Below are 13,800 nucleotides of genomic sequence, written 5' to 3' on the forward strand. Positions count from 1 at the left end.
GATACGGTGATCGAGCTCGCTTGGGGCCCGCGCGGGCGGGCGGGTGCCAGCGGCGCAGGGCCGCGTTGGAAGATGGGACCGTTGGATCTCGGGACCAGTGTCCGGCTGGGAAGCCCCCGGAGGGACTGCCTGGCAAGGAACACAGCGAACTCGGTGCGGTCAGGCACCGGGACCGGGGACCAGGGGCCGTTGGCTCCCGGGGCGCCGGCGGGCGCTCGCAAAGGGTCGGTTTCGAATCGGAACGGCTCGGAAAGGCCCGAGGCGGCCCAGCTTAGGACACGCCCACCAGGGGTGCCAGGGCGCTGAGGCGCCGGAGTCGATCCAGTGCCCCCGCGCCCCCCGAGAGGGCCTTCCCGAGGGCGGATTTGCCCTCGGAAGGGTCTCCCCCGAGCGTCTTTCCGGGGCCGGCCGGCCGGGAGCCGGGGCCAGCTCGCTCCGTCACCAGGATGCGTGGCCAGTGCGTCCAACTCGTCCGTCAGCGCGCGAGAGGCGGCCGCTGGCCCCCGCTCGGGGCTGCGGGGCGCGGATCATGGCGATGGATGTGGGTTAGTGTCCTGGATCAGAAATTCGGCGTCACTGCCCGGAGGTCCGATCGATGCTGGCTAGGCGCGCCGACGACGCGTATCCGCTGCGATGCTCGGAGGAGGCGCTGGCGACGCCAGCGGCGATCGGAGCCCGGGAAGTGACGCCGAATTTCTGATCCAGGACATTAGGTCCCGGCCTGCAGGGGTCCGGTCTCGCCCTCGGAGCGGGCGATGATCGCCGCCCCACAGGAGTCCGACCACACGTTGACCACGGTCCGCAGCATGTCCAGGGGCCGATCCACCGCGAGCAACAGGGCGGCGCCCTCCGCCGGCAGGCCCAGGGCGGCCAAGATCGTCAACATCATCACCAGGCCGGCCGAGGGGATGCCGGCGGCGCCGATGCTGGCCAGGAGCGCCAACAGCACGACGGTCGCCTGGCTGGCGAGGGTGAACTCGTAGCCCTGGGCGCTGGCGTAGTACTGGGCCAGGAAGACGACGCCGATGCACTCGTAGAGCGCGGTGCCGTCCATGTTGATCGTGGCCCCCAGGGGCAGGGTGAAGGACGTGATCTTGTTCGAGACCCGGCCGCGCTTCTCCACCGTCTCCATCGAGACCGGCAGGGTCATGCTGGACGAGCTGGTGCTGAAGGCGGTCATCAGCGCCGGTGCCATGGCCTTGGCCCAGCCGATCGGCGACAGCCGCCCGACGAACTTGAGCAAGAGCGGCAGGGTCACCGCGCTGTGGATCACCAGGGCCAGGGTGACCGTGAACATGTAGAGCAGGAGCGGCTCGAAGACCGAGAAGCCGGTCTGGGCCACGACGCGCGTCAAGAGGGCGAAGACACCCAGGGGCAGCAGTTTCAGCACGCCCTCGGCCATGCGCAGCATCACCGCGAAGAGCCCATCGACCAGGCCGCGCACGCGCGGCGCGTGGGGCTCCCCCACCTGAGTCAGGAAGTAGCCGAACAGCAGGGCGAAGAAGATGATCTGGAGCATCATCCCGTTGTCGGTCATGGCCGCCGGGACGTTCTCAGGGACCATTCGCCGCAGGATGTCGACCAGCCCGATCTTCTCGGTACTCGGGTTGACCAACTCCAGGCCGAGCGCGGCGCCGTCGCCGGGCCGAAACAGGTTCACCAGGATCTGGCCGGCGACGATGGCCAAGAGGCTGGTCGAGATGTAGTAGGCGAAGGTCTTGGCGCCCAGGCGCCGCAGGTCGCCCATGCGACCGACTCCGGCCACGCCGGCGATGATCGAGGACATCACCAGCGGCACGATCAGCATCTTCAGCAGCCGCAGGAAGATGTCGGCGATGAAGTCGAAGGGCGCGATCCAGGCTGCGAGGGACGAGTCGGGGTCGAGCTCCAGGCGGATCGAGCGCACCTCGCCGTCCGCGCGCTCGAGCCACAGCAGTTGGCCCGACTCCAACTGGGCCACGGCCACGTCCAGCCGGGCGCGACGGGTCTCCGGCTCGGCCCCGTCGTCGAAGCGGCGCCACTGGTCGCGCGGGACGTTGCGGTCGGCGCTGGCGGCGACGAAGACGTCTCCGGCGGCCATGGGCGACAGCTTCGAACCGGCCGCGGGCCCGCTGGCGCTGGTCAGCTCGAGGCCCTGCGGCCTGGCAACCCAGGTCCCCCCCGCCGTGGCCGGGCCGTCCAGCATCGACTGCATCGCCAGACCGAGCAGCAACCCCAGGACCATCGCGCCCAGGACCTTCCAGTGGAACTTCATGGGCGCAGGCTAAGGCCGCGAAGGGAGCCGTGCGAACAGCTCGGGCGTTCCGAGCGACGACTGCGGGGCTCGAGCGGCCTGGCTCGGCGCTGCCCGGCAGCTCGGGCGAGGGCTGTTCAGCGTCTCGCTTTTTTGAAATGGTCTGCGTTCTTTCACGAATTGGCTACCGTGACCAACCGAAGCAACAGGCCCGACCAGTTGGCCCTCGGCCCCCAGGCGGTGGCCGAGTTCTTCAAGCCCGCACGGCTCGAGTTGTACGACTGCCTGCAGGCCTGCGGGCCGGCGTCAGTGGCGGACCTCGCCGTGCGCCTGGGCCGCCCGGCCGACGCGCTCTACTACCACTTGCGCAAGCTGGAGCAGCTGGGCGTGCTCGAGCGCCTGAAGGATCGCGCGGCCGGCGAGGGCGAGGCCGGTCGCAACGGGGCGATCTATGCGGCCACCTCGCGCAGCGTGGTGATGCGTCTGGATCCCGGCTCGGCCGCCAGTCGCCGCGCTTGGCTGCAAGGCGCACAGGCGGTGCACCGAATGGGCTCGAGGAACGTCGAGTCCGCGCTCGAGTCGGGCTCCGTCCGCACCGAGGGCCCGGATCGCAACCTCACGGTCCAGCGCGTCCGCGCACGCCTTGGGCCGGACGAATTGAGGGAGGTGAATCGCCTGCTCGACGAACTCTCCTCCTTGCTCCGCGGCCACTCGAACAACGCCGAGGGGCAGGTTCACGCCTTGACCCTGACCCTGTGCCCGCTCGAGGAGCGCGCGCGCTGACTCCCACGGTACGGACCCCACAACCATGAAGAACTCCCTCCGGATCTCGGCGACCGCCTGCCTGCTGCTCTGCACCGCGAGCGCGGCACCCACCTTCCAGTCCCCGGACGGGTTGCTGGCGCGAGCCCGCCTGGCAGCCCAGCGGCCGCAGTGGTCGATGCTCGAACAGGGACTGCGCTTCACCGGGACGACCCGTGGGCGCGGCGTCGATGCCACCTTCGAGCTGTGCTTCAGGGCCGATGGCGCCTACCGCTACGAGACCGACGGGCCCTTGGCCCAGGTCAGCACCTGGGACAGCGACGAGTCCTGGTCCGCGGCGCGCGGCGGTCCGGCGAGGCCGTTGCGCGGCGCCGAACTCGACGCGTCCCTGTTGGCCCAATGGGTCCACAGCGGCTGGTGGGCCGATGCGGGTGATGCGCTGCGGGTCGAACCAATCGAGGATCAACCGGAGCTGCGACTCAGTTTCCCGAGCACCGGGGTCGAGGCCCTCCTGACCCTGGATCCCGAGACGGCACTCCCGAGGCGCTTGAGTCGCAACGACAACGGCTTCGAAGCCCTGGTCGAGTTCAGCGACTACCGCCCCGTCGCCGGCATCCCCATCGCACACAGGGTGGACTACTCCCAGGCTGGCGTGCGGGGCTTCGTGCGGATCGAAGCGGCCGGGCCCGACCCCGATCCGGCCGGCGACCGGTTCGGCCTGCGCGGTCGACGGGCGACCGACGTTCGCTTCAACCCCGAGGCACCCGCCGAGGTCGAGCTGCGCCGAGTCGCGAGCGGGCACCTGTTGGTCAACCCGCGCGTCGACGGGCGCGACGTGGGCTGGTTCATCCTCGACACCGGCGCCGGCCAACTCTGCATCGACCCCGGCGCGGCCGATCGGCTGGAGCTGCCCGAGTTCGGCGAGGTACCCGCCGTGGGCAATGCCGGCACGGTCCTCGCCAGTTTCCGCCAGGGCGCCAGCTTCGTTCTCGGCCCGCTGGAGCAGCGCGATCCGGTCTACGTCGAGCTCGAGCTGGACTTCCTCGAACCGGTCTTCGGCGTTCCGATCGCCGGCATCTGTGGCTACGACCTGTTCGCGCGGGCAATCGTCCAGCTCGACCTCGATGGGCCGAGCCTGTGGCTGCACGACCCCGCTGGCTTCGAAGTCGAGGACGCGACGTGGATCGACCTCGAGGTGCAGGGCGGCCTGCCCTGCGTCATCTGCAGCTTCGAGGGCGACCGCTCGGGCCTGTTTCGGATCGACACCGGAGACTCGGGCTCCGTGACGTTCCACAGCCCCGCGGTGCGACAACTCGGGCTGCTGGAGGGCCGCGAGACACGGCCCGCGATGCTGGGCGGCGTCGGTGGATCGGCCGAGGCCCGCTCGGGCAGGCTCGACTGGTTCACCCTGGGCGACCGGCGCTTCGAGGACGTGGTCACGACCTTCACCACCAACGAACAGGGAGCCCACGCGGACGCCGCTTCGCTGGGAACCATCGGCAGCGGACTGCTGCGCCCCTTCGTTGTCGTCTTCGACTACCCGGGCGAACGTCTGGGCTTGATCGCCCGCTCCCAGTGAGCAGGCGGGCTCAACCCCGCCTGAATCCGAGCAGGTAGCCCGCGATCAACCCGCCCGCCGTCGGCAGCTTGGCCGTCAGGATCTGGGTGAAGGTCTGGTCCTTCTGGATGTTCAGAACCAGATCGTTGATCAACTCCACCGCGCGGCTCCAGTCCACGTCGGCGATGCCCGCATAGACCAGGCCCTGGATGCCGGCGAAGAAGATCGCGACGAACACCAAGCCGATCTTGACCACCTTGCGCGAGGCGTAGCCCAGGGCGAAGCCGATCAGGGCGAAGAACGTGCCCTCGGTCACGAAGGGCAGGAAGCCCTCGAGTCCGCCCTCGGGCACGTCCGCCTGGGCCGAGCCGGCCTGGCCAGCGGGTGCTGGGCTACCCCCCTCGACGAAGCCCGCTACGGGTACCGCGCTGCCGCCAGCGGCGGGATCGGCCGATGGCTCGGACGATCCCGAACCCATCACCGCGCGCGCTATCACCGACGTCACGAGCAGTCCCAACAGGACGAAGAGAACGGTCTTGTGCCAGCCGTTCATCGTGGTGGTCTTGGAGCTGGTCATGGTCGCGGTGCCCGATCTAGTAGCGCGCCATGTCCGGATCGACCGTGGCCGCCCAGCCGTCGATTCCGCCGGTCAGGTTGATCAGCCGCTCGAAGTCGCGCTCGAGCAGGAACGCGGCGGCGTTGGCGCTGCGCATTCCGTGGTGGCAGATGCAGACGATCTCCGCCTCGGGATCGAGTTCGGCGCTGCGCGAGGCGAGCTGGTCGAGGGGGATGTTGAGCGCACCCTCGATCTGACAGATCTCGACCTCCTCGGGCTGGCGGACGTCGAGCAGGACGAGCTGGTCGCCGCCGTCGAGGCGCGCCTTCAGTTCGGTCGGTCGGATGGACTGGATCATGGGGAGGTTCGTCGGGGTCCGAAGCGCCAGGAGCATAGCCGGTCGGCGGTCGAGGGCGGGACCGGGCCGTCCCGCGAAGCTAAGATGCCGCGCCCGATGTCCGCGCATGTCCCCACCCCCGGCCGCCTTGGCCGCGCCGCCCTGGTCCTGCTCCTGACCGCCGCTCTGGCGTTGGTGGCCGGACTCGTGATCTTCGGCGGCCGAGACGGGACCACGGGCGAGGGCCCCACGGCGGGCAACCCCACCACGGGCGGCAGGGCCGACGGGCCCTCCAGTGGCGGGACCATCGTCGCACCCCAGCGCCCCGCGACCACCGGGCGCGAGACCGAAGGCCAGGCGGCCACGGCCCTGCCCCCCGACGGGCGCCCGGTGGGGATCCTGCGCGGGCAGGTCGAGACCCCGCAGGGCGTGACCTTTCCGGAGCGCTGGACCCTGGTGCTCGAGCCCAGTCGCTTCGCCACGGGCTCCCGCCACGCGGTCGGGCGGCGGATCGAGATCGAGGGCCGAGCGACCTTCGAGCTGAACGAGCTGCCCCTGGCCGGCTACGACGTCTTCCCCGAGGCCGAGGGCTTCAGGGCCGACCGCGCGCCGGTCGTGCTCAGCCCTGGCCGCGAAAACGTCTACCTGGTGCTCCACATGGAGCGCGCGGCGTTCGTCGACGGCCGGGTGCTCGACATGGACGGCTCGGTGGTCGAGGGCTTGCAGGTCACCCTCGAGGTGCCCACCACCGCGCTGCGTCGTACGGTCGACACCGACCACGCCGGCTTCTTCCGCTTCGACGCGGTGCCCGACGGCGACTATCGACTGCTGGTCGGCCCGCCCGACGCGCCGGTGCTCGACGCGCGCACGATCGAGGTCCGGCCGCCGTCGGTGGCCATTCCGACGATCCAGGTGCCGGTGCTCGAGACCGTCCGGATCCTGACCGTCGACGCCATCGGCGGTCCCCTGGCCGGGGTGCGCGTGCGCGGCTCCGGCAACAACGGCGGGTACGTGGACGTGGTGACGGACAGCCGGGGCGAGGCCCTGGTGCCGCTCTTGCCGGCTGGCACCTTCCGCCTACGCGCCGCCGAGGAGGGTCTCGGACGCGCCTTCGTCGCGGCCGACGTCCCGGACGACGGCGAGGTCCACGACATCGTGCTCGAGCTGAGGCCGTGAGCGAGGACGTCCAGCCCTCGCCCGTGCCGGTTCGCGAGGTGCTGCGCTACGCCTGGCCCGTGGCCATCGCGTTCCTGCTCAACAACGCCTACCGGATCAACGACCAGTATTGGATCCAAGGTCTGGGCGAGTCGGCCCAGAGCGCCGTGGGCACGTCGATGTTCGTGTTCATCATGAGCTTCGCCGTGGCCTTCCTGGCCGCCGGCGGGGCCCTGGCCCTGGGCGCGCGCGCCAAGGGCGCGGGCGACGAGACGCGCTTCGTGCGGGTCGCGCGCCACACCCTGGCCCTGGCCCTGTTCCTGGGCACGGCGGCCGCACTGATCGTGCCCCCGGCGCTGCCGTGGATCGTGGACCTCTTGAGCCTCGAGGGCGCCACGGCCACGAGCGCCGAGCAGTACATGCGCGTGCTCTTCCTGGGCTGCGCCGTGCTGTACCTGGTCCCGACCCTGGACGACATCTTCATCGCCCGCGGTCGCGTCTGGATCCCGATGGGACTCAACGTGATCGCGATCGCGGTCAACTTCCTGTTGAACCCGCTCTTGATCTACGGCTCCCACGCGGCCGAGGTCATGCCGGGCGCGCCGCTGGTCGGCCTCGTCGCGCGGGTCGGCGCAGCCCTCGAGCTCGAAGGCATGGGCATCGCGGGCGCGGGCTACGCCACGGTCGCCAGTCGCGTGGTCTCGGTCCTGGTCGGACTGGCCCTGTTGCGCTCGCTGTTCGCCGTCCCCCTGCGCCCGCGCTTCGCCGCCGACTTCGCCCTCCTGCGCGAGATCGTGCGCGTGTCCCTGCCCGCGTCCCTGTCGATCGCGCTCTACGCCGGCGTCTACTGGACCATGTTCGCGCTCGTGGTCGCGGAGCTACCGGACGCGGTCAAGGCGGGGCTGGGAATCGGCTTCCAGGTCTTCGAAGGCATCGCCTTTCCTTGCTTCCTGGGCGTGGGCATGGCGGCGGCCTCGCTGGTCGGCCAGGCCCTCGGCGCCGGCGACCGCGCACGCGCCCTGGGGGTCGTGGGCAGCTCGCGTCGCCTGGGTCGCATGGTCGGCCTCACCACGGCGGCCGGCTTCTTCCTCCTGGCGCGCCCCCTCGGGAGCCTGTTCACCCAGGACCCGGACGTGCTGCGCGAGACGGTGCTCTACGTGATGGTGCTCGGCTGCTCGCAGTACTGGGTAGCGGTCGAGACGGTCAACGAGCGCATCCTCCTGGGCTCGGGTCACTCGCGCTCGATCCCCTGGATCTCGGGCTTCGGCAACGTGCTGCGCGTGCCCCTGGCCTGGACCCTGGCCCTGGGACTGGGCCTGGGTCCGGCCGGGCTTTGGTGGGCGATCAACTTGACCACCGTGCTGAAGGCCACGCTGTTCTGGCGCGAGGTGGAGAAGCGCGAGTGGCTGGCGCGCATCGGCGCCTGAGCTGCGCGCGCCCCTTGGCTCAAGCGTGCTCGAGGGCGATCTCGAGGTCCTGGAGCAGGTCGTCGAGGTCCTCGATCCCGACCGACAGGCGCAGGCAACCCGGACCGATGTCGGCGGCGCGTAGGGCCGCATCGCTCTGGCCGACGTGACTCATGCGCGCCGGCGGGCTGACCAGACTCTCGACGCCACCCAGGCTCGGCGCCTCCGTGAACAGCTCCAGGTTGGCGAGTACCCGGGCCGCCGCCGGGTCGCCACCCGCCAACTCGAAGCTCAGCATTCCACCCGAGCCACGCATCAACTCCGAAGCCAACGCGCGCTGCTCGTGATCGGCGCGCGAGGGATGGTGCACCACGCTGACCTTCGGATGGGCGGCGAGCCAGGTGGCCAGGCCGCGCGCGTTGTGGTCGTGGGCGCGCATCCGCAGAGCGAGCGTCTTCAGGCCCCGTTCGAGCAGCCAGGCCATGTCGGGGTCGGCGCAGCCGCCGGCACGGGTGCGCCAGGCGCGGCAGGCGGATATCAACTTGCGCGGTCCGGCCAGCACGCCGCCGATCAGGTCCGAGTGACCGCCCAGGTACTTGCTGGCCGAGTGCCACACCAGGTCGGCGCCGAGCTCGAGCGGGCGCTGGAGCGCCGGCGTGACGAAAGTCGCATCGACCAAGATCAAGGCGCCGCCCGCCCGAGTGAGCTCCGCCAGGCGCGGGATGTCCGCCACGCGCAGGGTCGGATTGGAGAGGCTCTCGCAGATCACCAGGCGCGTCTCGGCGCGCATGGCCGCCTCGAGGCTCGCCGGACGACCGGGGTCGAAGGTCGAGACGCCGCTGCCGATGCGCGGCAGCAAGGCGTCGATCAGGCCCGTCGTCCCGCCGTAGATCCGATCGGACAGGGCCACCTGTCCCCCGCCGTCCAGCAGCGCCATCAGCGCCGCGTGGAGGGCCGCCATGCCCGAGGCGAAGAGCAGGGCCTGTTCGGCGCCCTCGAGTGCTGCCAGGCGGCGCTCCACGGCCTCCACCGTCGGGTTGGTCTCGCGGGCGTAGACCATCGCCTCGTAGCCCCGTCCGGCCTCGCGCAGGCGGTAGGCCTGTTCGTCCACGCGGAAGGTCGACGAGCGATCGAGGGGCAGGGACACGCCGCTGCCCACTGCGCCCTCGCCCCTGCCGGCGTGGACGCTGGAAGTCGAAGGGCCTCGCCCGGACCGCTTTCGAGGGTCGCTCATGGGCGCAGCCTAACCCCTCCCGGGCACCCGCGTTGAATCGGGGCGCGGCCCCCGTAGACTCGGCCGCTCCCCGCACCCCGATCCACTATCCATGGCCGCTGAACCCATCGTCCCCGCATCCCTCCTCGACGCGTCCACGATCGTCGCCGACAAGCCGAAGGTGCTCGAGACGCTGCAGCAGCGCGGGCGCTTCGAGATGGTCGACGCCATCGTCCACATGGATCTCGAGGGCGGCACGATCGTCGGCATCAAGGAGATCACAGCCGGGGACTGGTGGACCCACGACCACATCCCCGGGCGCCCGCTATTCCCCGGGGTGTTGATGATCGAGGCCGCGGCCCAGGTCTGCACCTACCACTTCCTGCACTTCCGCAAGGACCTCGAGGGACAGTTCGTGGGCTTCGGGGGCGTCGACAACGTGCGCTTCCGCGCCGCGGTGCAGCCGGGGGTCACGATGTTCTTCGCCGGCCGCGTGGTGCGCGTGCGCAGCCGGATGTTCACGTACAAGGCCCAGGGCTTCGTCGACGGCCAACTGGTCTTCGAAGCCGAGATCCTCGGAGTCGTCGTGTGAGTGGACCCACGCCGCTCAATGCCCGCATCACCACCCGCGAAGACCTGGGCGGTGGGCTGTTCATCCTGCGCGCGGTGTACGACAGCGGCGCGCACTTGGAGTTCGAGCCCGGACAGTTCGTCAACCTCGGCCTGCCGCCGCGCAGGGCCGAGGACGAGAGCGGCCAGACCGGCCTGGTCAAGCGGCCCTACTCGATCGCCTCGGCCCCCAAGGACGCCGAGATCGAGTTCATCATCCGGGTCGTGGACGGCGGCGCGCTGACGCCGCTGTTGATGGAGCTGCAGGTCGACGACCGGGTCTGGATGGAAGAGCGCGCGATCGGCAAGTTCACCCTGGCCATGCTCCCCGACGAGCCGGTCGCGGCCGAGCGGGACCTGGTGATGGTCTCGACCGGGACGGGCATCGCGCCGTTCATCTCGATGCTGCGCCAGTTCGAGCCGCGCCAGCTCTGGCGCCGCTTCGTGCTGATCAACGGCGTGCGGATCGAGACCGACCTGGGCTACCGCGCCGAGCTGGAGGCCATGGCGGCGGAGCGCGACGACGTGGTCTACGTGCCGATCCTGTCCAAGCCGGGTACCGACGGACGCTGGACCGGCCTGACCGGCCGCGTGGACAGCGTGCTCGCGCCCGAGGTCTACGAGGCCCAGGTGGGCGCGACCCTCGAGCCCCAGCACTGCCAGGTGTTCCTGTGCGGCAACCCGAACATGATCGACGAGGTCGAGCAGGACCTCGACGGCCGCGGGTTCAAGCGCCATCGCAAGCGCGACCCGGGTCAGCTGCACCTCGAGCGCTACTGGTAGAGCCGGCGTCGCGATGCCTGCCGGCGCGCAGCCGATCGCTCAACCGATGCCTTCGCCGAAGGCCGGCGGGCGACCGGGGGCGGGGCTGGGCGACTCGCCCTCCTCGTCGAGGATCTCGAGCACGTCGAGCTCCACACAGCGGCACTTGCCGCCGACCAGCCCGCCCAGGGACGGGCGCGTGCGCCCCTCCTCGCCGCTCAGGACCTCCTTGACGTAGGTTCCGTGCTCGGTGCGCAGATCGATCTGGTAGCGCAGCTCGCCGGAGTCCGCGATGGCCTCGATGTTGACGATCTCGATCCAGCGCGTGCGGTCGAGCACCGCGCGCCGGTGCGCCACCCGCTGGGGCGTCTCCTGGACGATCTCGATGCGCTGGCCCAGGAGCTCGTCGAGCTTGGCGCGCTCGATCGGCGCCTCGAACTCGACCAGGGCCGAGTAGAGCTTGGCGTGGGGCGTCTCCTTGATCGCGCGCACCCGCGTGCGCTCGGTCCAGTGCAGGTTCTGGATCTCGAGCCGCCCCTCGTTGCGACGGTTGATCTCCTCCTCCAGCTCGGCCAGGTCGACCCCGGACAGCTTGGGGTTGATCATCTCGAGCACGAACGGCCGCCCGCGCCCGAGCATCCGCACGTCCACGTCCTCGCGGCCGGCGCCGTGGAACTTGTTCTTGCGCGTGCCGAAGGCCTTGGCCGCGACCCAGCCGACCAGCTCCTGGACCGAATCGCGGGTCAGCTTCCCGAAGCCCTCGCAGGTCGCGCAGCCCTTGCGCCGGCGCTGGTGCCCCTTGCATTCGGGGCAGAAGAAGACCGTCTGGGGCAGGTCGCGCGAGAGCTTGCGGTAGCGCCCCTCCACGAAGACCTTGGACTGGGGCAGGTTGGCCTTGCGGCCCGACGGACGCGAGTCGGTGCTCGGGGTCTGGGTCATGGGTGCGATCTCGCCGCGGCTTGGACCGCCGCGGCAGGGCGGGGAGCGCGGCGCGCTGCCCCGGAACGACTCGAACGTTCGGTCGACGAGGACCTTTCCCCGTCGAGAGGGCGAAGAGGATAGCCGGCGCGGGCGTCCCCTTGAAGGCGCGCCCCGACTCGCGTCCCCTCGAGCCTGCGACCGGTCCCCCGTGAGCCGTACCATGCGGCCGATGCACCCCGTGCTGTTCGAGCTCCCCGGCGGGATCCCCGTGCGCGCCTTCGGCTTGATGGTCGCCCTGGGGTTCCTGGTCGGCGCCCACCTCCTGTGGCCCCGCGCCCTAGCCGAACACGGGGCCGACCCCGCCCGCGACCCCCACCGGGCGGCTGCGGTCTCCTTCTGGATCCTGGTCGGGATGCTGCTCGGAGCGCGCCTTGGCTACGTGGGCGTGGAGCTCACGCGCCTGGCGGCCGGTGGCGCGGCCGCGTCGCCGGTAGGAGCACGCCTGGTCCAGGCCCCCTGGGAGGCGCTCTACCTGTGGAAGGGCGGGATGGTGATGTACGGCGGCCTCATCGGCGCGGTCGTCGCCGGGGCCTGGAGCGCGCGGCGCCAAGGTCTGAGCCTGCCCAGCGCCCTCGACACGGGCCTCGCCTGCGGATTCGTCGGCCAAGCCATCGGTCGCGTGGGCTGCCTGATGGTCGGGGACGACCACGGGCGCGTCGTACCCGAGGCCTTCGAGCGGCTGCCCTTCCCCGTGACCCTGCGGGTGCCGAGCGCCGCCTGGCTGCAGGCCAACCCGGAGAGCCTGTTCCCCCACGAGCTGGCCGGGCGCGTCCTGTGGGCCACCCAGACTTGGATGTCGATCGGTGCCCTCGCCATCGGCCTCTGCGGCTTCTGGCTCCTGCCGCGCCGGCGCTACGCGGGGCAGGTGGCGTTGACGCTCGGTCTGGTCTACGGGCTCGGGCGCTTCGCGATCGAGGTCTTCCGCGGCGACGAGGTGCGCGGCCTGTGGTTCGGCGGCGCCCTCTCGACTTCGCAGCTGCTGTCGATTCCGTTGGCCGTGGGGTGTGGCGCCCTCTTGTTCGCCAGCCGCGCGCGGCGCGAGGACCTGCGCCGGGGGGAGGTCCGAGCCTGATGGCGATCCTCGCCGCCGGCGTCGACGAGGCGGGCCTGGGTCCGATCCTCGGACCCCTGTGCCTGGGTTGGGTCGTGCTGCGCCTGCCCGAGCGCGGCGTCGATCCCTGGGCGGCGCTGGAGTCCGTCGTCGGCTCGGAGCCGACCCACGACAAGGAGCGGCTGGTGGTGGCCGACTCCAAGCGCGTCTTCAGCCGCAACCCTCGCGGGCGCAAGCGGCTCGAGGCCACGGCCCTGGCCTTCCTCGGCGCGCGGCGCGGCGCCGAGCGCATTCCGGCGAGACCGGCGGAGTTCCTGCCGAGCGTGCTCGGTCCCAGCGCCGAGTGCCTGGCCGCGCACCCCTGGTACACGTCCTTGCCCGGGGCTCTGCCCCTGTGGTCGGAGGCCGGTTGGGTCGAGCTGCGCGCCGAGCGCCTGCGCCGCGCCCTGGCCACAGCGCAGATCGAGATCGTCGACCTGGGGGTGCGATTGGTGCCCGCCGGCGAGCTCAACCGCGCCTTCGACGCGACCGGCAACAAGTCCACCGCGGTCTGGGGTCAGGTCGGGCCGATCCTGCGCTACCTGTGGCGACGCAGCACCGACCACGAGTTGGACCTGGTGGTCGATCGCCAGGGCGGTCGCGCCCACTACGGACCGGACCTGGCCCGCGCCCTGGGGGACGCGACGGTGCACCTGATCGAGGAGAGCGACGGCCGCTCCGCCTACCGCCTCGAGCGCCACGGGGGCGGTCACGGGGGCGAGGCGGTCTTCGTGGAGAAGGCCGATCGGGACAGCTTCGCGGTGGCACTGGCCTCGTGCCTGGCCAAGTACGCCCGCGAGCTCTCGATGGAGGCCTTCAACGGTTGGTTCGCCGAGCGCCAGGTGGGGCTCAAGCCCACCGCCGGCTACGCCACCGACGGGCGGCGCTGGCTCGCGGACGCGGAGCAGGCCCTGGCCGCGGCGGACCTCGAGCGCGACCTGATCGTGCGACGACGCTGAGCGGGCGCGAAGCGCGGACACCGCGCCCGAGATCGGCTCCGCGCCTGATCAGGGGCCGCAGCCGCACGCAGGCCCACGTCGCCGAGCGGCAAAGATGCGGTCAGAAAGGTGGATGGCGGCGCCGCCGGGACGACGCCGAGCGCCGCCGCGGGCTAGGATTCGGGTCCGGCCCCCACCGA

13 protein-coding genes are annotated in these 13,800 nt (G+C 71.2%); 8 read left to right on the forward strand and 5 right to left on the reverse strand.

Features of this window, described 5'->3' with window-relative positions:
• Positions 1 to 709: 709 nt before the first annotated feature.
• A complete protein-coding gene (locus tag Pla133_RS16285) occupies positions 710 to 2,254 on the reverse strand; it encodes a dicarboxylate/amino acid:cation symporter (RefSeq protein ID WP_145067115.1) in 1,545 nt (514 codons plus the stop codon).
• A gap of 168 nt (positions 2,255 to 2,422) precedes the next feature.
• On the opposite strand from Pla133_RS16285, the gene Pla133_RS26410 reads away from it, so the two are divergent.
• A complete protein-coding gene (locus tag Pla133_RS26410; RefSeq protein ID WP_419191604.1) occupies positions 2,423 to 3,016 on the forward strand; it encodes a winged helix-turn-helix domain-containing protein in 594 nt (197 codons plus the stop codon).
• Between the two features lie 25 nt (positions 3,017 to 3,041).
• Positions 3,042 to 4,574: a retropepsin-like aspartic protease gene (locus Pla133_RS16295; protein ID WP_145067117.1), complete on the forward strand. Its 1,533-nt coding sequence runs from the start codon at positions 3,042 to 3,044 to the stop codon at positions 4,572 to 4,574.
• 10 nt (positions 4,575 to 4,584) lie between these two features.
• On the opposite strand, the gene Pla133_RS16300 is transcribed toward Pla133_RS16295, so the two are convergent.
• Positions 4,585 to 5,130, reverse strand: a complete 546-nt coding sequence (locus tag Pla133_RS16300; protein ID WP_145067119.1) for an FUN14 domain-containing protein — start codon at positions 5,128 to 5,130, stop codon at positions 4,585 to 4,587.
• Between the two features lie 16 nt (positions 5,131 to 5,146).
• Positions 5,147 to 5,467, reverse strand: coding sequence for a rhodanese-like domain-containing protein (locus tag Pla133_RS16305; protein WP_419191605.1), 321 nt, complete (start codon positions 5,465 to 5,467; stop codon positions 5,147 to 5,149).
• Between the two features lie 96 nt (positions 5,468 to 5,563).
• On the opposite strand from Pla133_RS16305, the gene Pla133_RS16310 reads away from it, so the two are divergent.
• Both Pla133_RS16310 and Pla133_RS16315 read left to right on the forward strand, forming a co-directional pair.
• Positions 5,564 to 6,622, forward strand: coding sequence for a carboxypeptidase-like regulatory domain-containing protein (locus Pla133_RS16310; protein ID WP_419191606.1), 1,059 nt, complete (start codon positions 5,564 to 5,566; stop codon positions 6,620 to 6,622).
• A complete protein-coding gene (locus Pla133_RS16315; RefSeq protein WP_145067124.1) occupies positions 6,619 to 8,028 on the forward strand; it encodes an MATE family efflux transporter in 1,410 nt (469 codons plus the stop codon). The genes Pla133_RS16310 and Pla133_RS16315 overlap by 4 nt, the downstream gene beginning before the upstream one ends.
• A gap of 19 nt (positions 8,029 to 8,047) precedes the next feature.
• On the opposite strand, the gene Pla133_RS16320 is transcribed toward Pla133_RS16315, so the two are convergent.
• Positions 8,048 to 9,241, reverse strand: coding sequence for a trans-sulfuration enzyme family protein (locus Pla133_RS16320; RefSeq protein WP_145067126.1), 1,194 nt, complete (start codon positions 9,239 to 9,241; stop codon positions 8,048 to 8,050).
• Between the two features lie 91 nt (positions 9,242 to 9,332).
• On the opposite strand from Pla133_RS16320, the gene Pla133_RS16325 reads away from it, so the two are divergent.
• Both Pla133_RS16325 and Pla133_RS16330 read left to right on the forward strand, forming a co-directional pair.
• A complete protein-coding gene (locus tag Pla133_RS16325) occupies positions 9,333 to 9,812 on the forward strand; it encodes a 3-hydroxyacyl-ACP dehydratase FabZ family protein (protein WP_145067128.1) in 480 nt (159 codons plus the stop codon).
• Positions 9,809 to 10,612 carry a ferredoxin--NADP reductase gene (locus Pla133_RS16330; protein WP_145067130.1) on the forward strand — a complete coding sequence of 268 codons (804 nt, stop codon included), beginning with the start codon at positions 9,809 to 9,811 and terminating at the stop codon, positions 10,610 to 10,612. Before Pla133_RS16325 ends, Pla133_RS16330 begins: the two co-directional genes overlap by 4 nt.
• Before the next feature lie 39 nt (positions 10,613 to 10,651).
• On the opposite strand, the gene Pla133_RS16335 is transcribed toward Pla133_RS16330, so the two are convergent.
• Positions 10,652 to 11,530 carry a tRNA pseudouridine(54/55) synthase Pus10 gene (locus Pla133_RS16335; RefSeq protein ID WP_419191607.1) on the reverse strand — a complete coding sequence of 293 codons (879 nt, stop codon included), beginning with the start codon at positions 11,528 to 11,530 and terminating at the stop codon, positions 10,652 to 10,654.
• 190 nt (positions 11,531 to 11,720) lie between these two features.
• On the opposite strand from Pla133_RS16335, the gene Pla133_RS16340 reads away from it, so the two are divergent.
• Entirely contained in the window at positions 11,721 to 12,644 is a 924-nt protein-coding gene (locus Pla133_RS16340; protein ID WP_419195396.1) for a prolipoprotein diacylglyceryl transferase, read from the forward strand.
• Positions 12,644 to 13,621, forward strand: coding sequence for a ribonuclease H family protein (locus Pla133_RS16345; protein WP_145067136.1), 978 nt, complete (start codon positions 12,644 to 12,646; stop codon positions 13,619 to 13,621). Before Pla133_RS16340 ends, Pla133_RS16345 begins: the two co-directional genes overlap by 1 nt.
• Positions 13,622 to 13,800: the final 179 nt, after the last annotated feature.

This window comes from Engelhardtia mirabilis (assembly GCF_007748095.1).
Taxonomy (GTDB): domain Bacteria; phylum Planctomycetota; class UBA1135; order UBA1135.

What these genes read in the sequence shown, in the direction of transcription:
- Pla133_RS16285 (WP_145067115.1), bottom strand. Translation starts at nt 2,254, where the DNA reads ATGAAGTTCCACTGGAAGGTCCTGGGCGCGATGGTCCTGGGGTTGCTG.
- Pla133_RS16295 (WP_145067117.1), top strand. Translation starts at nt 3,042, where the DNA reads ATGAAGAACTCCCTCCGGATCTCGGCGACCGCCTGCCTGCTGCTCTGC.
- Pla133_RS16300 (WP_145067119.1), bottom strand. Translation starts at nt 5,130, where the DNA reads ATGACCAGCTCCAAGACCACCACGATGAACGGCTGGCACAAGACCGTT.
- Pla133_RS16305 (WP_419191605.1), bottom strand. Translation starts at nt 5,467, where the DNA reads ATGATCCAGTCCATCCGACCGACCGAACTGAAGGCGCGCCTCGACGGC.
- Pla133_RS16310 (WP_419191606.1), top strand. Translation starts at nt 5,564, where the DNA reads ATGTCCGCGCATGTCCCCACCCCCGGCCGCCTTGGCCGCGCCGCCCTG.
- Pla133_RS16320 (WP_145067126.1), bottom strand. Translation starts at nt 9,241, where the DNA reads ATGAGCGACCCTCGAAAGCGGTCCGGGCGAGGCCCTTCGACTTCCAGC.
- Pla133_RS16325 (WP_145067128.1), top strand. Translation starts at nt 9,333, where the DNA reads ATGGCCGCTGAACCCATCGTCCCCGCATCCCTCCTCGACGCGTCCACG.
- Pla133_RS16335 (WP_419191607.1), bottom strand. Translation starts at nt 11,530, where the DNA reads ATGACCCAGACCCCGAGCACCGACTCGCGTCCGTCGGGCCGCAAGGCC.
- Pla133_RS16345 (WP_145067136.1), top strand. Translation starts at nt 12,644, where the DNA reads ATGGCGATCCTCGCCGCCGGCGTCGACGAGGCGGGCCTGGGTCCGATC.